An 18528-nucleotide genomic window follows, 5' to 3' on the forward strand; every position below is an offset into this window, starting at 1 on the left:
TTTTTACAATTATTTTGATTTATTTTAAAAACTTCGCTATAATGTGAATCAATAAGTCCTGCAAACTTTAATACCCTTCCTTGTCATCTGTTGTGATCATCAATAACCGACAAATGTTGCTTGGCCCGAACTTCATACCTGATTCATGCATAAATACCAGTGCGCCGCTGTTTTGCCGCATTCTTTCCAGAAAGGATTAACTAAGATGGAACCTGATCTGAATAAACTCAAAAACAACTGGCTAAACTTTGCTGAACATGGAATTCTGGATAGCAATACCCGGCCGATTATCCAGCGTTCCTGGGAATACTGCCAAAAAATAAAAATGGATGTAAACGGTGGTAAAGGGGAAAGTATTGATGCCCGCCAATTGGAGCAGGTGTTGGCGGAAAACCGGGAACTGATCAAAATCGCTCAGCCGATCATGCAAAACCTTTATGAAATCGTTTTATCTTCCCATTTTGTTTTGGTTTTAACCGACAAAAATGGTGTTTTACTGGATACCATCGGCGATGAGGTGGTCAGTATGCGGGCTTCCGAACTGCGTTTTTTAAAAGGTACCGTCTGGACCACTGATGCGGTCGGCTCCAACGCTATCGGTATCGCCCTGGATGAAGATGGTCCTGTTCATGTGGTGGGTGCTGAGCACTACTGCGTTCCCCATCATACCTGGACCTGTTCCGCCACCACTATCCACAATGTCAAAGGGGAAATCATTGGCGTGCTCAACATGTCCGGGGAAAGCCATAAGCTTCACTCCCATACGCTCGGGATAGTCGTGGCGGCAGCTTACAGCATTGAAAATGAACTGGCGCTATCCCATACCTATCGATCGATGTCGGCCTCCCTGGACTGCACCGAAGATGGGATTCTGGTCACTGATGAAAACCTCAATCTCCAATGGATGAATGTCGGTGCCCAGAAGGTACTGCGGATTAACATGGACGAATTCAATGATATCGGCTTTAAAAAAATCTTTAAGAAAATGGATGTTGATGGTGAAATATGGAATATGGACGAAACCACTCACTACTATACCGATGTCACCGCCCATATCGGCAGTCGTAAAATTCAATGCAGCGCCAATATTTCGCGCATTCTGGAAAATGATAAAATTCAGGGTTACTCCATCGGCATCCGGGAAATCAAGCACCTCCACAGTGCCGTTAACCGGGTCAGCGGCAACGTGGCGACCTATACCTTTGATGACATTGTCACCCAAAACTCCCAGATGCGGATGATTATCAAAACGGCTGAAAAAATGGCCCGGTTTAAAAAATCCATCCTTATCGAAGGCGAAAGTGGTACTGGTAAAGAAATGTTTGCCCACGCCATTCATCAGGCCAGTTCCTTTTCCCAGGGCCCCTTTATTGTCGTCAACTGCGCCTGTCTGCCCCGAGATCTGGTGGAAAGTGAACTCTTTGGCTATTGCAAAGGTGCGTTTACCGGAGCTCTCAGCGAAGGCAAGCCCGGTAAATTTGAATTGGCCGAAGGTGGCACGATATTCCTGGATGAGATTGGGGAGATGCCCCTGGAAGTTCAGGCCAAACTGCTCCGGGTGGTGGAAACCAACACGGTTTCACGAATCGGCAGCCAAAGCGAACGCAAACTGAATATCCGGATTATCGCCGCAACCAATCGAAATCTGGAACAGGAGGTCAAAAACAAAAGCTTTCGGGAAGATCTCTTTTTCCGTCTAAATGTGATTTATCTCCACATTCCGCCGCTGCGGGTGCGGGGGGATGATATTGTCTCGGCTGCTTCCCACTTCCTGGATCGCCTCAACCGGGAATATCCCGAACATACCAAAGCCTTTTCAAAAGATTTTCTGGTAGGTCTTAAGCTTCATCCCTGGCCGGGCAATGTCAGAGAGCTCCAGAATTACATTGAGCGATCCTTTTACCTGTGTCCCGAGCCAATTATCTCAAAAGACTATCTGCCCACACCCCAACCTAAATATGGTGCAGAAAATAGGACTCAGCCAATGGCCGCAAGCCCCACCCTGGATGATCTGGTCAAAACCAATCTGGAAAAAATCCTGAAAGAAACCCACGGAAGTGTGGAGGCCTCAGCTGAAATGATGGGCTTAAGCCGGGCCTCACTTTACCGGAAAATAAAAAAATATAATATTGATATCAAAGATTATCGTTATATGTCTCAAATGTGAGAAATTTCTTGTTTTTGAGACAAACGATTCGCAAATGTGAGATGCGCCTGAGCAATCCGGCGCATCTTTTTTTGTGCAAAAAATTATATTTCCAAGCAAAACCTTATTACAAAGCCATTTTGAAAAACATCCAAGTGATTTTAAAAGTTGGCACGGTTCTTGTTATTAGATAAGCTGTCCAAAATCTTTGGATAATTTTTATAAGGAGAACACTGAATTTATGAAACTTGATAAAGCGATTATCAAAGACATGTACATCCGCATGAAACGGATCAGGGAATTTGAAACTAAGGCTATGAACCTTTTTGCTGAAGGTGCCATCCCCGGTTTTGTGCACCTTTATTTAGGTGAAGAAGCTGTTGCCACCGGAGTCTGCCAGGCTCTTAACGATGAGGACTACATCACCAGTACTCACCGCGGCCACGGTCACATCATTGCCAAAGGCGGCGATCTGAAATATATGATGGCCGAACTCTACGGAAAAGAAACCGGCTACTGCAAAGGCAAAGGCGGTTCAATGCACATTGCCGATGCTACCAAGGGTATTCTGGGTGCCAACGGTATCGTCGGAGCCGGCCATAACCTGGCTGTTGGTGCCGGTTTCAGTGCTCAATACCGGGGCACTGACCAGGTCTGCGTCTGCTTTTTTGGCGATGCCTCAACTAATCAGGGAACCTTCCATGAATCCATGAATCTGGCCAGCATCTGGAAACTGCCGGTTGTTTTTGTCTGTGAAAACAATGGCTACGGCATTTCCATGAGTCAATCCCGTCATCAGGCCATTAAAGATATTGCTGACCGCGGTAGCGCCTATGGTATTCCCGGCATCTCTGTGGATGGAAATGACGTTATTGCGGTTCACGAAGCTGCTGTTGAAGCCGTTAAACGAGCCCGAAAAGGCCAGGGTCCGACCCTCATCGAATGCAAAACTTACCGTCAACGGGGTCATTTTGAAGGCGATGCCGGCAAATACAAACCCACCGAAGAGCAGGAAATGTGGATGAAAAAAGACCCCATGCCACGGATTGAGAAACACATGATCGATAGCGAAATCGTAACGGCTGATGAACTGAAAGCACTCCAGGACTCCGTCGTTAAAGAAATTGCTGAAGCGATTGAGTTTGCCAATGCCAGCGCTTATCCGGAATTATCCAGTGCGGTTAAAGATATTTACTATGATATTGTTGAGGAGGTTCGTTCAAGATGAAACAAATGACATATGGAGAAGCCATTCGTGAAGGAATGCGGATTAGAATGCTGGAAGATGAAAATGTTTGTATTTTCGGAGAAGATGTCGGCGCCTTTGGTGGCTGTTTCGGTGTCACCGCCGGTCTTTTCGATGAGTTTGGTGATAAACGGGTTCGGGATACCCCTATTTCCGAAGGCGTTATCATTGGCTGTGCCGTCGGTTCAGCCGCCACCGGCTTACGCCCCATTGCCGAGCTGATGTTTATTGACTTCTTAACTGTGGGGATGGATCAGTTGGTCAATCAGGCTGCTAAAATGCGTTATATGTTTGGCGGTAATATTTCCGTTCCGATGGTTGTCCGTTTACCCGGTGGCGGTGGTGTCAGTGCTGCGGCTCAGCATTCCCAGTCATTAGAAGCCTGGTTAACTCATGTTCCCGGATTAAAGGTTGTTTACCCATCCACCCCACAGGACGCCCTGGGTCTAATGCTCAGCGCCATCGATGACGAAGATCCGGTCATGTTCGTTGAGCATAAAGCGATGTACGGCATGAAGGGCGAAGTCGATGATGTGATTGTTCCAATTAAATTGGGTGTCGGCGACATCAAACGAGCCGGCACTGATATTACCGTGGTGGCCACTGGTAAAATGGTACATGAGGCTCTTAAAGCGGCTGCCAAACTGGAGAAGGAAGGGATTTCCGTGGAAGTTATTGATCCCCGAACCCTCTATCCTCTGGATAAGCAAATGATTTTTAGCTCGGTTGAAAAAACAACCCGGGTGGTTATTGCCACTGAAGAAGTCAAACGCGGCAGCTTTGCCGGGGAATTGGCAGCGATGATTTCAGAATCCTGCTTCTTTAATCTGGATGCTCCGATCAAACGGGTCAACGCCCTGGATACCCCAATTCCCTTTGCGCCCAACCTGGAAAACTTTGTCCTGCCCAACGACGTCGACATCTACAATGCCGTCAAGGAAGTGATGGCTTAATTTTTAAGGTTATTGGTGAGATCCCGTACCGACCAATTGTTAATCTGTTGTATGCTGCAGAATCGGACACTAGTAAGAAATTCAAAATTTCTTATTAGTCGCAGGCAGTCGCCAACTACAAGCCAGCTTGTGATTGGCGACTGCCTTAGCGCAGGCTATCGCCGTGTCCGCTCTGTTGCATACAACATGATGTAACAATTGTCGGTACTGCTTTATCACTTTATCTGACAGCTAGTTGCAATCTTATCCTTAAAAGATTACAGCTCAATGAAATCAAAAAAATACGGAGGTTATTATGGCACAATTAATCGTCATGCCCAAGTTTGGGCTGACAATGACAGAAGGCACCATTGCCAGCTGGAATGTAGCCGTCGGCGACTCCATCGCTGAGGGCGATATTCTATGCGAAATCGAAACTGATAAACTGACCAATGAATTTGAATCCCCCAAAGCCGGGGTACTGCTAAAAATCATCGAAGGCGATGGCGCGACCGTTACCTGCCTGGAACCAATCGCAATCATCGGTGCGGCCAATGAGGATATTTCGGCTTTATTATCCGGCGGTACTGCTCCCAGCGTGGATGAAACAGCCCCCCCTATCGAAGTTTCTGTTATTTCGGAAACCCCTGAAAAACCTGCTGGCGGCCGGATTAATGCTTCTCCAATGGCAAAAAAACTGGCTAAAGAAAAAGGTATCGATCTTTGTTTAATCACTGGTACCGGCAATAAGGGCAGTATTACCGTGGATGACGTTAATAACTATACACCAGCTGGAGATGTCGGTAAAAAAATCACTGTTTCACCGGTTGCTCAAAAAATGGCCGCCGACGCCGGGCTTGATCTTAGCACCGTGGCTGGCGATGGTCGGATTATGAAAAAAGACGTGGCCGCCCTGGTAGCCGATCAGGTATCGGTCGAAAAACTTCCGGAAACCATCCGGCTGAAGGGGATGCGTAAAACCATTGCCAAACGGATGAGCGAAAGCTGGAGTATCTCGCCCCGGGTCACTTATACCCGGCCGGTTGACACCACTGCCCTCAAAGCATTCCGCTCCCGCTTAAAACCGGAATTTGATAAACGGGGGCTCAAGCTGACCTTTAATCATATTATCATGAAGGTCTGCGCCCAGGCCTTGCTAGAGTATCCGCATATTAATGGTAGCCTGGTTGATGATACCCTGACCCTTCATCCCCATGCCCATATCGGTCTGGCCATCGGCCTGGATTCCGGACTGCTGGTTCCCAATGTGAAAAATTGCGATACCAAATCCCTCTCTCAAATTGCTGCGGAGACCGAAAAACTGATTGCCGAAGCCAAATCCGGTACTACCAACATGGATGACCTGGTTGGTGGAACATTTACCCTAACTAACCTGGGGGCTTATGGGATCACCGCCTTTTCGCCGATTATCAATCAGCCGGAGCTGGCGATTTTAGGGATCGATGCCATGATCGACACACCCGTGGTCGTTGATGGTCAAATCATCATCCGACCGATGATGAATCTGAGCCTCACCGCCGACCATCGCATCATTGACGGGGTTCTGGCCGCTCAGTTCTTACAGCGGATTGGGGAATATCTTGAAAATCCCTCGTTACTGCTGGTTTAACGCTTGAAAGAAGGTAAAAATATGACACATATCGCTATCATCGGCGGTGGTCCCGGGGGTTATGTGGCGGCCATCCGCGCCGCTCAATTAGGCGCTCAGGTTACCCTGATTGAAAAAGAAAAACTGGGAGGAACCTGCCTAAATGTGGGGTGTATCCCCACCAAGGCCCTGCTTCATTCTGCCGAGGTGCTGACCGAAGCGAAAAATTCTGAAAGGATCGGATTGCTGATCCCTGAGGTTGGTTTTGACTGGACAAAGATTCAAAAACATAAGGAACAGATCAGCACCAAGTTGTCGGGCGGCGTCAAGGGCCTGCTTAAAGCCAATGGGGTTAAGATCATCACTGGCACAGCTCAGTTTTTAAACGATACAACCCTATTAATTAGGGAAACCTCTGGAAAATCTGACGAATTGCAACCAGATAAGATTATTATTGCCAGCGGTTCCATCCCAGCCCTTCCGCCGATTCCCGGTATTGAACATCCCAACTGTATCGATTCTACTGGCGCGCTATCACTGGATCAGGTTCCGGAAAGCCTGGTGATTATCGGCGGCGGCGTCATTGGTGTGGAAATGGCGTCGGTTTACAATCAGTTTGGTGCTAAGGTAACAATTGTCGAAATGCAGCCGGGGATTCTGCCTCTGATGGACAGCGAACTGGGGGAAATGCTAAGGAAAAAACTGGTGCGTGATGGGATCGAGATTTTAACCGGCGCCCAGGTATTATCCATTAACGGCAATGACCGTCAGACCACCGTTAACATTAAAAAAGACGGCAAAGATAGTGCCATCACTGGTGAAAAGGTATTGGTGGCCATTGGCCGAAAAGCCGAACTATCCACGTTGAAACTGGATAACACGACCATCAAAACAGATAAAAAAGGCATCATTGTGAACCCGAAAATGCAGACCAACATCCCAAACATTTACGCCATCGGCGATTGTCTGGGAAAAACCATGTTGGCTCATGTTGCCTCTCAGCAGGGGGAAGTGGCCGCCGAAAACGCCATGGGCCATGAGACCAGCTATGACGAAAAAACCAACCCATCCTGTGTCTATACCAATCCCGAGTTTGCCAGTGTGGGCCTGACTCAAGAAGATATCCGGGGTCGGGAAAAAGACTATTCCATCGGCCGATTCCCCCTGGCAGCCAATGGCAAGTCACTGATTATGGGATCGACTGAAGGAATGGTTAAAATTATCACCCATAAAAAATATAAAGAGGTGGTTGGCGTTCATATTTTGGGGCCAAGAGCCACCGACCTGATTGTCGAAGGGGCGCTGGCGCTGCGGCTGGAATCAACGGTGGAAGAAATCATTTCCACCATTCATGCCCATCCCACCGTCGGCGAAGCGATTAAAGAGGCTGCCCTGGCGACGGAAAACCGGGCGATTCACTGGAAATAATATCAATTGAATCCAAGTCTTTCTGAACCCACTAGTTTTTACAAAACACTTGAAAAACCACAAAACTAAAAATCTCAAATTCAATGTTCATAATAAGAGATCCGGGAGTTGAAAAAACATCAATCCCCGGACCTCATTATTTTCCAGCAATATTTTAACCGACCTCCCATAACAAGTTTCTCAAGGATTCTGGATGACAGCCGTTCACATCAGTCAAATTATATTGATTGGCTAATTCTGCCGTAATCAGGATTTTTCCAGTCTCACAAAGCTTTTGTTCGTCCTGCGCAAGGGCCGCAATACAGCGCCCGACAAATTGGGGACTTTCCATTTTCGATAGCTCAACTGCTTCATTATATTTGGCCAGTTCAACCATCCCTTCGGTGCTCACATTACCGGGATAAAGAGAGATAACCGTCACGCCATAGGGTTTCAGTTCATGGGCCATATCTTCTGACATCCTGTCGACAGTGGCTTTGCAGACGCCATAGGCAATATTATTGAAATACCGCTGGCCGCCATAAAAGGATATATTCACGATCAACCCACTTTTCTGCTTTACCATCTGTGCTGCTGCATATTTGCCGGCTACATAATTTGAACGCACGCCCACCTGGTAATGATCATCCCATAATGCAACCGGCTGTTCCCAAAACGGAGTGTTGAAAAAGTAATCACTCATGGCATGCATTCCTCCGCCCCAGGCATTATTTACCAGAATATCCAGGCGGCCCTGTTCCATTGTGATACGTTCAAAGAGGGTCTTCACCGCTTCGTCATCGCGATGATCACAATAGTGAACAATGCCCTCTCCCCCCAGTTGATTGATGGCCGCTGCTGTGTCCACCAGGGTCGACTGATTTAAAAATTCCGGTAAGGGATATTCCCGTTTTTCCTGTCCGGTCACATAAACGGTGGCTCCTGCTTCACCCAGTCCAAGGGCGACACCTCGCCCCACACCTCTGCTGGCTCCGGTAACAACGGCAATTTTTCCGCTTAAATCAAACATCATGCTACACTCCTTTTCATCATTTAGTTGGTTGATACCATCCTAAACCTTTGAGGATCATTCTTCATGATATTTCTTGCTGTTTAAGGCCGTTTCTTAACTGGAATGAGGATTTCAACAGCATTGGTCTGAAAATAATCAGCCCGGTAGATGTTAATCATGCCGATACCAATGGGTTTAATTTCAATTTCTTTGATCATAATCAGCCGGTACAGATCTTCTTCAAAGGTTTCACCAATATTAAACATATCGCCACGATACGTAAAGCTCATATACCAGCCCTCAGGAATGATCCTCGCTGTCAAGCGATGATCATAATTATCACTTCCGGTCTGTTTTCCATAAAATACGGTATAGCCCTCATCCTCGCTACCATGACAATTGACAATCGTGAAAAAACAATTGTGATCAAGCCCTTCATATTGGCCGGTTTCGGTCAGAAATTGACTACCAAAGCGATTGAGATCAACCGCAAAGCTTCCATCCTTGCGGTTGACTTCAATACTTCGCCCCTGTAACGGTATGGCTTGGAGATAACTAAAACTTTCTTTTAGCACTAGCGTCCCTTTGTAATTAATAATATCCCGTTCCACAACAGCGACTTTTTCCACCCGGGCGCCGGCGCTTTTTTCTTTTTTATAAACAGAAGGCGAAATCCCAAACTGCTTTTTAAAAGCCCGACTATATACCTCCGGGTATTCAAAGCCAAAGTCATAGGCGACATCGATCACGGCTGCATCCCTATGATCCAGCCGCTCCAATGACTGGGTCAGCTTACGTCCCAGTATGTATTGCTTCAAACTGATCCCAACCACAGTCTTAAATATCCGATTGAAGTGAAAGGCCGAGACATAGAAATGTTCCGCCAGTTCTTCCAGTGTAAGGGCTCGGGTGATGTTTTTTCAATATATTCAACGGTTTCATTGATAAGACTGACATACCTGTTCATATTTGCTTCTTAATATCTCCCGCTTCTATTTTTTTCCCCGCCGTTCAAAATCCTCATCAATTTCAGCCTTCCAATTGGCAGGAATCGGATTACAGGCCCGCATTTCACAGACCACATCGCTAACCACCTTGTAGTTCAGTCGAGTTCCGGCCCCGTCAGCATGGTAATTGGCGGCCCGATCAGCACTGATCCCAAACCGGGCGGCAGTTTCAATGGCATCAATATTGGCCCCCAGGAAAATGAATTCCCACTGGTACTGGGTTTTCTCCAGTTCAATCAGCTTCTTGATCTTTTCATAGGAGTATTCCTGGCTGGCGTTTTCCAGGCCATCGGTGGTGATCACAAAAATTACCTGATCGGAGCGATGTTCCGGCTGGGTATGACGCTGGGCATTGGCAATCTTGTGGATCGTTTTTCCGATTGCATCCAGCAGGGCCGTGCAGCCTCCGACATAATATTCGTTTTCGGTAATCGGGGCAACGCCCTGAATATCAATCCGGTCATGAAGCACCTCATAACCATCATCAAAAAGCACGGTTGTAACCCGGGCTGCTCCGGAAGCTTGTTGCTGTTTTTTAAGCATGGCGTTGTAACCACCGATGGTATCGCTTTCCAGACCTGACATCGAGCCGCTTTTATCCAGAATAAAGACCAGTTCCGTTTTAATTGTTTTGTTTTCGTTTGTGTTCATCGTATTATCCTCCGTTTCTTTGATAACTAAAGGATAACAGGATTAGCTTCGCCGTTGGTCGCTTTCAAAACGACAATTATGCGCCCAACAGAGCCTGGTCAAAGGCAAACAAGGCTTCGTTGATTTCATAGATGTTATAATTTTCCCCATTGATAAAATACTCAATAATCAAATCAAACTCGTTGCTGCGGGACAGAGCATAGCCGGCCCGCCCCAGCAGATCATGGGTTTCGTCGAGGTTCAGCTCCAGGGCAATGGCAAAGGCAATCGCCGTGGCCTTGCTGGGATTATACTCTTTTTTGCTGCGGATCTTGGAAAACAATTTCCGGTCAATATTGGCTTTTTTATAGGTTTCTACATCGGTCATACCCTTTTGATCAATGAGCCGCAGCAGCATTTCTGAAAACGAATCATCCAATTGCCCCAGCACATCTTCCAGACTTCTTTTGATTGATCCCGCCGGGGCCGGCATAAAGGGCTGGCTTTCGGCTAGCTTTTCTTGCGGAGCGGTCATCCGAACCCGATTATACTTGGGCAGATCCGGTTCAAATTCAATATTTCGTTCATAAACCGGATGTTCATCCACATAGTGGTCATCGATATATTTATTGATATCTGCAAACAGTTTTTCGCTGAAGGCAAAGGCCTTTTTATCAAAAACAACCAGATAAACCAGCATCTCATGTTCCAGTAAAAATTCCGAAATCGCTGCCACTGCAATCTTTAAGGCCTGATCCTTGGGATAGCCATAGATGCCCGATGAAATCAGCGGAAAGGCAATCGTTTTACAATCCTGTTTCAGGGCCAGCTTCAGGGAACTGGTATAGGCCCGGTGTAGCATCCTGGCCTCGTTGGCACCACCGCCCTGCCAGACCGGCCCAACGGTGTGGATGATGCTCTTCGCCGGCAACTGGTAACCGTCGGTGATCACCGCCTCACCCACTGCGCAGCCACCAATCTGGTCACACTCAGCCTGGAGCTTGTCCGCCCCGGCGGCGGCAAAGATCGCACCGCAGACCCCGCCCCCCATTTTCAGCCCGGTATTAGCGGCATTGACAATAATGTCCACCGTCATTTTAGTAATATCGTTTCGGATGATTTCAAATGGCATCTCTCAAGCACCATCCCTTCATTAGTTCAATTATAAGTTCAATCATTTTTTTATTATATCAGAGTGCTCGATAAAATTAATCCCTTTTTGCAAAAAAAGCCATGATGCCGCAGATGGTATCATGGCTTTGAATAATTATCTTATGCTTGATTTAGTAGTCTTTTAGCATTTTTGCTTAGTATATGATCTCTTGCGTCTTTATTTTCTACCGTTGCCATTAATACGCGCGAAAGGGTGATTGCCTGGGGCAAGGCAGGCCAATCCGAGCCAAATAGCAATCTTTCATAACCGACCGTATCGATTAAATATCTGATGCTATGCTGGGATTGACTTGACAATTCTGCATAAGTTGCCGGAAATTTTTTCAGATATTCGGCGACCAGCTGATATTCTGAGACACCACTATGACCGAAGATGAAGACAAAATCTTTTGGCATTTCCTTAAGCAGCTGGCCAAATAATTCGACCCGAGTTGATCTTAAAAACTTCCATAGCAGTTTCGATGTCCTTTCCTGATCCACAGGAATTGACCCGGTATGCAAGATAACCGGCAATTCTGCTTCATGACAGGTTCTAAACAGCGTCATTAGCGAAACAAAATCATTTTTCAGTTCAATGTCCGATATTTTGAGTTTAAAACCTTTTGCGCCAAGGGATTTGTATTTTGCAATTTTTTCCTTCATCTCGGGATCATCGGGATGAACCGAACAAAATGCCATAAAGCGGCTCGGATGATCAGCGGCAATTCTTAGCGCCTCTGGTGAGCAGTCGCATTTTTTTGTACTCAATGGCAGCACGACATTGATGCCGATCCTATTATCCGCTTGAGACTTAAAACAATTGTCGTAAGTCCCGCCTTTGCGCATATCCTGCAGCACCGCATAGGCATTTTGCGCATAGCGAAACACCGGCATCATGCCTTTTTGGTTAATATTCAGTTCTTCTTTTGTCCAGTAAGGCACTGAAAAGTCAATCTTTTCAATTGGCGGAAGCGTCGGAAATGTGAGTTTATTTCCTTTTGAATTTGGATCGATATGCCTAATCGGCAGGACATTGCACATGTGCGTATGAAAATCGATGATTTCCAGGTCCTCATCCGTATCAATAACAAACTCACCGGCCTCATTTAATTTCAGATATTTTTCATCTTGTACTAAATCCTGCCTGGTTAACATGGCCTATGCTCCCTTCCTATTTTCTCCACTTGAATCGGACTGGATCCCTTCAATGACAATGGTCAATAGCCGCGCGCCTAAGTCTTTAATATTTGAGCCCTCATCATTTTGATAAAACTCAATATTTGCCACCCCTTGGGTAATGATGTAAGCCGCCATTTCGACATCGAGGTTTTCTCGCAACTCCCCTTTTTTTATATACAACCGGATCACGTCCGCAAGCAATCCATAACTTTTAGGAAATTCATTGCTCAGTATTTTCTTTCTGATTTCTTGCGGGCATTCATTAATAAAGCGATTCTTGAGTTCTGAAATTTTAAGATCCTTTGTTTCAAACCGACTTCCTGCTTCAAGTAATAAAACAAGGTAGGATTTAAAATCCAATTGGTTAATTTTCTCTTTTGATTCCTCAAGGTTATTTTTTTTTGAATTTCCAATTTGACCAAACAAAAAAATGTACAAGTCATCTTTATTCTCAAAATACTGGTAAAAGCTGCCCTTCGGAATCTCTGCTCGTTCGACGATCTTATTAATTGTTACCTTTTCATAATGATTTTGTGCAAATTCATCAATCGCGACGGCGATAATCTTGTCTTTCTTTTCCTCTGGTAAGTTAAAAAATGTACGCTTTGGCATTTATTTATCCCTCCAAATAATTATGACCACAAGTCATGTGACTTGTGGTCATAATAACATATTGGTCTTTCTTTGTAAATACATTTTTCACTAGCAGCCTTGCGATATCGTAACCCTGCTTGCTGCCACGAACTCTTATTCAGATTTAGGAACGCCGATACTTACACTTTTTGTTAATCTTTTTTATCATTAGTTTGTTTATTAGTTTTTATTGTTAGCTTTTAGTCCACCCCTTCTTCAAACATCTTGCAGGGGCTGATTTTCCTGATCTTGCCGGCAACAATCAGCACTGTTGCCAGTCCCAGCAGACTGATTCCGATGGCGGTGAGTATGACCAGGCTGGGCTCGACATAAAAATCGCAGTTCAGGATCCCATTGGCCGCCAGCATCAGCGCCAGCATTGGATTGGTGGCAAAATAGCCAACGATAGCCCCGACTACCGCAGCCCCGATAATAACCGGCATCTCGCTGATTAAGATCTGCCCGATCAGCTGATTGGCGGTAAAACCAAGGGCCTTGGAAACCCCCAGTCGGGTTCGCTCACGCAAGATCCGCACCCGGATCACCAGAAATAGAACGAACACAATAATCACCGCAATAATTCCCAGGCAGCCGGTCACGACAGTTTTTATTGACGCTTCAAAGGAATCCAGCATCATTTCGATGGATGCAAAATAGCTGGTGCATTGAAGGTTCTCATCGCCATATTGATTGTTTATTCTGGTGACAAACTTTTCGGTATCCTGACCCTCGGCCAGATAAACCATCAGATTTTGTTCCTGATAAGTCGGCACCAGTTTTTTCATCCCGGCAGTGGTAATGGCGGCACCTCGGCCCAGCATATTAAATTGCTGGGTGATTCCCACCACCAGAAATTCCCGGGTGGTGCCGTTATAGTCGATCGCCACCGTATCCCCCATTTGGGCGCCCAGATTATCAAGCACAATGCTGGTGATGGCAATCTCATTATCATGCACCGGCATCCGGCCCTTCACACAGGTGTTAACTTTCAAGCGGCTGTAATCCCCAGTTATCCGGGTATTGGCACTGCTTTCCTTGTCTTTAAATTTAATCATGCCATCAAAAGAATTGAGCCTGATGGTATCTTCAACCCCCGGCATCGCAGCAATTTCTTCGAATATCTTCGCTTCATCCGCCACTGCCATCACTTGAACCTCAGCGGTTTCCAGTCCAATTAATTTGATCATGGCGGTTTTATCAACTGAGAAATTATAGTAGGACGCCAAAGCAAATACGGTTACCAGACTCAGCAGCATGATGATCAACCCGGCAATGAGATTCTGCCGTTTATTGAAAATCAGCGACTTAAAACCCATCGCCATATTAAGGCGCAACCTGGTCTGATCCAGCGGGATGCGGTTTTTCCCAAAATGATGGGTTTCGATGCCACTGCGCAGGGCTGTTAAGGGGGTGATTTTTTTGATTTTAGCGGCACTGAAATAGGAAATTCCCAATACTGCGATTGTAATCACGCCCAGACTTGCCAGCACTGCCTGGGGATAAAGTCCGGTGGCCCAACGCAGCCCGATTGACGACGACACCACATTGGTAATCACCGGTGAAATCAGCAATGCGGCGGCCAGCCCCACCATAAATCCGACGGCGGTCATCAGTAGATATTCGACCAGAATCGAACCAAGGACCTGCCGGGTTGTATAGCCCATGGCTTCGAGGGTACCGATATTTTTAATATTGTTTTCAATGTGGGTGGTGGTGGAAAACTTGATGACAATGGCGGCAATCGCCATAATGATAATCGAGAAGGACAGCAGCACCGCCATAATGATATTGATAAAGATGGCCACTCCCGTTTTCATTGTTCCATAACTCAGGGAGGCATAACTGCCCGTGCCTTCCGGCATAATCGTTTTTATTTCTTTAATATATTGGGATTCAAATGCTTCAGACCCATTAATATCATCAGTGATCACCGCAATGTAGCTGCATTTTGAGCCATACTCCGGCAGTTCCAGGAATTCCTGGAACTGCTGATCGCCCAGATATAATTTATACATGCTGACATTGGAAGGACTGGCAAACATCAAATCTTCATAGAAACCGGCGATCTCAAACTCGGTACTGGCATCATCCACGGTCAGTTTTAGGGTATCACCGGTTTGATAGCCGTTGGCTACTTTCAAAACATAGGGGACAATGACGCCATTTTTCGGCATATTTTCGGCCTGATCAATAATATTCACCTGGGAAATTTTCCGGGCAGTATCCAGATTTAGAAAAACCGCCGGAATACTGTTGGCCTCTTCCCCAGTATTTATATTCTGAAATGAGGACGACATCGACATCATTCCCTCTTCCTGTTCACTGTAGGAATAGGACGGGATGGATTGATAAATTTTCCTAATCTCCTGATCGTAGGTGCCATCGGTAATTGAGATCAGGTGCGCGCCATTGGATTCGGAATTTTTTTCATCGATAAAGGTGTCCATATTTGACAGCACGCTGATTCCCACATAGAGAAAAATAGTGGCAATCGCAATCAGGATGATCAGGGTGGCCGTGGCCACCTTGGCCTTCTTGATATTGTTGGTCGCAATCATCAGAATGTTCATGCTACCAGCCCATGCTTTCCAGAAATTCCCGCAGGATTTTATGGCGATCCGGATCGTCCTTGACATAGGCGCCCAGACTCAGCTCATCAATAATGACCCCATCTTTCAGATAAAGGATGCGGTTAGCCCGGCGGGCGGTTTTGATATCATGGGTCACCATGATAATACTCTGGCCCGAGGCGTTCACCTCGGTCATCACATCCAGCACATTGATGGCATTGGTCGAATTGAGAGCCCCGGTGGGTTCATCCGCAAAGACGATTTCCGGTGCATTGATCAGCGCCCGGACAATCGCCACCCGCTGGGCTTCGCCGCCGGAGAGCTGGGAGGGATATTTATGATAGCAAGCATCACTTAACCCCACCAGCTGGAGCAGTTCCTTTGCCCGAGCAGCAATGGCCTTTTTGTCGCGGCTGACCAGCAGCCCCGAGATCATAATATTATCGAGTACCGTCATCGTATCATTGAGATAGATCTGCTGAAACACAAAGCCACAATGCTTTCTCCGAAACACCGCCAGCTGATCATTTGAATAATTGGAAATCGCTTCGCCTTTAAAATCGATGGTTCCCAGGGTCGGCTTGTCCATCCCCGACAGGGCATAAAGCAAGGTCGACTTACCCGAACCCGAACTCCCCATGATAACGGTGAAGTCACCGGCTTTGATTTCGATGTTGAGATTTTTTAAAACGTGCTGCATGATGCTACCATTTGAATAAGTTTTACTGAGCATTTCTGCCTTTAGAATCGTGTTTGACATACGTTCCTCCCGATTAATTAAATCGATCTTTATCCCGATGATAAAAGACCATGGTCGGCTTCTGCTTTCCATGGCCTAATTATATTTGATATGTTCTTAACCGGTCTTTTGCCAACTCTTATTAAATTCTTATCTGTTTCTTAAATAGAGAAACCATTACACCACTTTGATGCCCAGTTCCACCGTGAACCCATCCTCATTATAACAGCAGATGCTGCCGCCCATGGCAGTCATAAACTGCCTGGCCAGATAGAGGCCCAGCCCGGAACCGGGGGTATTTTGCACCGATTCAACTGAACCGCGAAAAAACTTTTCACATACCAGCGGACATTCATCGGGATCCACCCCCGCCCCATAATCCTTGATTTTTATGGTTAACATTTTGGCTGTTTTATCCAGATTAAACCAGATGTCGATATCGGTATCGGCATATTTATAAGAATTGCTGATGATATTGTCAATCACCTGACCCAGCCGCAAGGGATCACAAAAAACCAGACACTCCGCCAGGTCATTTTTAAAGCGGATTTTCCCAAAATTATCCATTTCTTTGAACATTTGGATGATCACAGTACTGGGTTGCTCGCTGATATTGACCTTCAGCATTTCCAGTTCTTCCAGGGTGGCGTGGAACAGATTGCTGATCAGCGCGTCAATGATGTCCGCTTTGGCATCGATCACCGCTATTTTTGCGATACTTTCGGTGATCGTTGTTGCTGCGGTTGACCCCGGCAAATCCTCGCTTTTCACAGTTGCCAGCTTGATCTCAAGTAACTCACAGATGGCTTTAATGGTGGCCACCGGGGTTTTAATGTCATGGGACAGTTCCGCCACCAGTTCTTTCTTGCTGATATTGGCCTGATATTCACCCTGCCGGGCCTTTCTCAGCTCTTCCCGCATCAGATCAAAACTTTCAGTGAAAGCGCCAAAGTAATTGCCCCGATCCATCGGCAGGCGGAACTCCAGATCACCATCAGCTATTTTTCGGGCAAACTCTTTCAGCACCTCAAAAGGTCTGAGAATCGACGTGCTCACCAGCCCCAAAAGCAGATAAACCATGATCATGACCATCCCAAAGGTAAGGGTAATCATGCTGGTCAGATTTCTTTTCATGGTCGCTTCTTCTCTGCCGTCGGTTAGAAAGATGATCTTCCCCAGCAGTTCTTCCTGGCCATCAGCTGCAGATCCGCTCAAATCCATGATGGTCTGACGATTCCTGATCCCGTCAAACAAGAGGGCCTGATAGTTTTCATCGGTAACCAGGGCGATTTGGTAGGACATCCCCCCGACCGCATCCGATTTTATTGTAGCGCCGTCGCGCCAATCTTTTTCAATGGTTTTAACAACCCGGTTAATCTCTGTGACATCGACCCGATTGATCTGGCTGGCATTGATCGTGGTGATTGCGGCCAGGTAGCCAGCCATCATGATCACGGTAAACAGGATCACCATATTTCTTATTTTCATGCGTTTCCTCACCTAAACGGTTAATTATATCCGCCCGAACATCGCCGGGGCTATTCGTTTTCCTGGCTCTCAAACATATATCCGGTGCCCCAGATGGTTTTAATCAGCCTTGGCTGGTTGGGATTTTCTTCGATTTTCTCGCGGATTTTCCGGATATGGACATTCAGGGTGCCGTCACTGAAAAAAGCATCGCCCCAGATCCTGGCAAATAACTCGTCTTTAGCAATCACCCGGTTTTTATTTTCATAAAGGTATAAAAACAGCTTAAATTCCTTGGTTTTGAAACCGACATCTTTGTCATTGCGATAGACCTTCATGGCATCCTTATCAATTCTCAGATAGCCGCAACGGTCCTGCGCTTTTAATTGAGCGCTGACCGCATCACTGCTCCCGGCTTTTAGCGCCATCCCATCATAGCGTTTGATGATAACCTTCACCTTGGCCAGCAAGACACCGAGGGAATAGGGTTTTTTAATATAATCATCGCCACCGATATTCAGGGCAATCAGGACATCGTCATCACTCTGCCGGGCGCTGATAAAAAGAATCGGTACATCGGTATTTTTCCGGAGTGCTTTACATAATTCAAAGCCACTGTCATTTCCCAGATTGATATCCAGCAAAATCAGTTTAACCTGATTGTTTTCCATGAACACGACACAATCATCAAAATTGGTCACAACGGCGCAGGTCACGCCAAACATTTCAAAATATTCGCAGGTCGCTTTCGCCAGTTCTACTTCATCATCAACAATTAAACAATCCCAGTTCACACATA

Annotated in this window: 15 protein-coding genes; 5 read left to right on the top strand and 10 right to left on the bottom strand. The window is 46.3% G+C overall.

Going from position 1 to position 18528, the window contains the following annotated elements:
• Window positions 1–205: 205 nt before the first annotated feature.
• The 5 genes from ACEW8F_RS04005 to lpdA all read left to right on the top strand — a co-directional run bounded on the left by ACEW8F_RS04005 (window position 206) and on the right by lpdA (window position 7361).
• Entirely contained in the window at window positions 206–2167 is a 1962-nt protein-coding gene (locus ACEW8F_RS04005) for a sigma-54-dependent Fis family transcriptional regulator (protein ID WP_373482178.1), read from the top strand.
• Window positions 2168–2387: 220 nt separating this feature from the next.
• Complete coding sequence (locus ACEW8F_RS04010) at window positions 2388–3374, top strand: thiamine pyrophosphate-dependent dehydrogenase E1 component subunit alpha (RefSeq protein ID WP_373482179.1); 987 nt, start codon at window positions 2388–2390, stop codon at window positions 3372–3374.
• Window positions 3371–4345 carry an alpha-ketoacid dehydrogenase subunit beta gene (locus ACEW8F_RS04015; protein ID WP_373482180.1) on the top strand — a complete coding sequence of 325 codons (975 nt, stop codon included), beginning with the start codon at window positions 3371–3373 and terminating at the stop codon, window positions 4343–4345. The genes ACEW8F_RS04010 and ACEW8F_RS04015 overlap by 4 nt, the downstream gene beginning before the upstream one ends.
• Before the next feature lie 295 nt (window positions 4346–4640).
• Window positions 4641–5954 (top strand): dihydrolipoamide acetyltransferase family protein, encoded by a 1314-nt coding sequence (locus ACEW8F_RS04020; protein WP_373482181.1) that lies wholly within the window; start codon window positions 4641–4643, stop codon window positions 5952–5954.
• A gap of 21 nt (window positions 5955–5975) precedes the next feature.
• Window positions 5976–7361, top strand: coding sequence for a dihydrolipoyl dehydrogenase (gene lpdA, locus ACEW8F_RS04025; protein ID WP_373482182.1), 1386 nt, complete (start codon window positions 5976–5978; stop codon window positions 7359–7361).
• A gap of 154 nt (window positions 7362–7515) precedes the next feature.
• Here lpdA and ACEW8F_RS04030 read toward each other — a convergent pair whose 3' ends face one another.
• The 10 genes from ACEW8F_RS04030 to ACEW8F_RS04075 all read right to left on the bottom strand — a co-directional run bounded on the left by ACEW8F_RS04030 (window position 7516) and on the right by ACEW8F_RS04075 (window position 18523).
• Window positions 7516–8373 carry an SDR family NAD(P)-dependent oxidoreductase gene (locus ACEW8F_RS04030; protein WP_373482183.1) on the bottom strand — a complete coding sequence of 286 codons (858 nt, stop codon included), beginning with the start codon at window positions 8371–8373 and terminating at the stop codon, window positions 7516–7518.
• A gap of 80 nt (window positions 8374–8453) precedes the next feature.
• Entirely contained in the window at window positions 8454–9266 is an 813-nt protein-coding gene (locus ACEW8F_RS04035; protein WP_373482214.1) for an AraC family transcriptional regulator, read from the bottom strand.
• 78 nt (window positions 9267–9344) lie between these two features.
• Complete coding sequence (locus ACEW8F_RS04040) at window positions 9345–10010, bottom strand: hypothetical protein (protein WP_373482184.1); 666 nt, start codon at window positions 10008–10010, stop codon at window positions 9345–9347.
• Window positions 10011–10086: 76 nt separating this feature from the next.
• Window positions 10087–11121 (bottom strand): macro domain-containing protein, encoded by a 1035-nt coding sequence (locus ACEW8F_RS04045; RefSeq protein ID WP_373482185.1) that lies wholly within the window; start codon window positions 11119–11121, stop codon window positions 10087–10089.
• A 140-nt stretch (window positions 11122–11261) separates the two neighbouring features.
• Window positions 11262–12296 carry an amidohydrolase family protein gene (locus ACEW8F_RS04050; RefSeq protein WP_373482186.1) on the bottom strand — a complete coding sequence of 345 codons (1035 nt, stop codon included), beginning with the start codon at window positions 12294–12296 and terminating at the stop codon, window positions 11262–11264.
• A 3-nt stretch (window positions 12297–12299) separates the two neighbouring features.
• Complete coding sequence (locus tag ACEW8F_RS04055; RefSeq protein ID WP_373482187.1) at window positions 12300–12932, bottom strand: TetR/AcrR family transcriptional regulator; 633 nt, start codon at window positions 12930–12932, stop codon at window positions 12300–12302.
• Window positions 12933–13153: 221 nt separating this feature from the next.
• Window positions 13154–15523, bottom strand: a complete 2370-nt coding sequence (locus tag ACEW8F_RS04060) for an ABC transporter permease (protein WP_373482188.1) — start codon at window positions 15521–15523, stop codon at window positions 13154–13156.
• A 1-nt stretch (window position 15524) separates the two neighbouring features.
• The gene (locus tag ACEW8F_RS04065; protein ID WP_373482189.1) at window positions 15525–16283 is read right to left on the bottom strand and encodes an ABC transporter ATP-binding protein; all 759 of its coding nucleotides are present in this window, start codon (window positions 16281–16283) and stop codon (window positions 15525–15527) included.
• Between the two features lie 156 nt (window positions 16284–16439).
• Window positions 16440–17750, bottom strand: a complete 1311-nt coding sequence (locus ACEW8F_RS04070; protein ID WP_373482190.1) for an ATP-binding protein — start codon at window positions 17748–17750, stop codon at window positions 16440–16442.
• Between the two features lie 50 nt (window positions 17751–17800).
• Entirely contained in the window at window positions 17801–18523 is a 723-nt protein-coding gene (locus tag ACEW8F_RS04075) for a response regulator transcription factor (RefSeq protein WP_373482191.1), read from the bottom strand.
• Window positions 18524–18528: the final 5 nt, after the last annotated feature.

It is taken from the genome of Acetobacterium sp., assembly GCF_041752335.1.
GTDB lineage: Bacteria > Bacillota > Clostridia > Eubacteriales > Eubacteriaceae > Acetobacterium.

What these genes read in the sequence shown, in the direction of transcription:
- ACEW8F_RS04005 (WP_373482178.1), top strand. Translation starts at nt 206, where the DNA reads ATGGAACCTGATCTGAATAAACTCAAAAACAACTGGCTAAACTTTGCT.
- ACEW8F_RS04010 (WP_373482179.1), top strand. Translation starts at nt 2,388, where the DNA reads ATGAAACTTGATAAAGCGATTATCAAAGACATGTACATCCGCATGAAA.
- ACEW8F_RS04015 (WP_373482180.1), top strand. Translation starts at nt 3,371, where the DNA reads ATGAAACAAATGACATATGGAGAAGCCATTCGTGAAGGAATGCGGATT.
- ACEW8F_RS04020 (WP_373482181.1), top strand. Translation starts at nt 4,641, where the DNA reads ATGGCACAATTAATCGTCATGCCCAAGTTTGGGCTGACAATGACAGAA.
- lpdA (WP_373482182.1), top strand. Translation starts at nt 5,976, where the DNA reads ATGACACATATCGCTATCATCGGCGGTGGTCCCGGGGGTTATGTGGCG.
- ACEW8F_RS04030 (WP_373482183.1), bottom strand. Translation starts at nt 8,373, where the DNA reads ATGATGTTTGATTTAAGCGGAAAAATTGCCGTTGTTACCGGAGCCAGC.
- ACEW8F_RS04040 (WP_373482184.1), bottom strand. Translation starts at nt 10,010, where the DNA reads ATGAACACAAACGAAAACAAAACAATTAAAACGGAACTGGTCTTTATT.
- ACEW8F_RS04045 (WP_373482185.1), bottom strand. Translation starts at nt 11,121, where the DNA reads ATGCCATTTGAAATCATCCGAAACGATATTACTAAAATGACGGTGGAC.
- ACEW8F_RS04050 (WP_373482186.1), bottom strand. Translation starts at nt 12,296, where the DNA reads ATGTTAACCAGGCAGGATTTAGTACAAGATGAAAAATATCTGAAATTA.
- ACEW8F_RS04055 (WP_373482187.1), bottom strand. Translation starts at nt 12,932, where the DNA reads ATGCCAAAGCGTACATTTTTTAACTTACCAGAGGAAAAGAAAGACAAG.
- ACEW8F_RS04060 (WP_373482188.1), bottom strand. Translation starts at nt 15,523, where the DNA reads ATGAACATTCTGATGATTGCGACCAACAATATCAAGAAGGCCAAGGTG.
- ACEW8F_RS04065 (WP_373482189.1), bottom strand. Translation starts at nt 16,283, where the DNA reads ATGTCAAACACGATTCTAAAGGCAGAAATGCTCAGTAAAACTTATTCA.
- ACEW8F_RS04070 (WP_373482190.1), bottom strand. Translation starts at nt 17,750, where the DNA reads ATGAAAATAAGAAATATGGTGATCCTGTTTACCGTGATCATGATGGCT.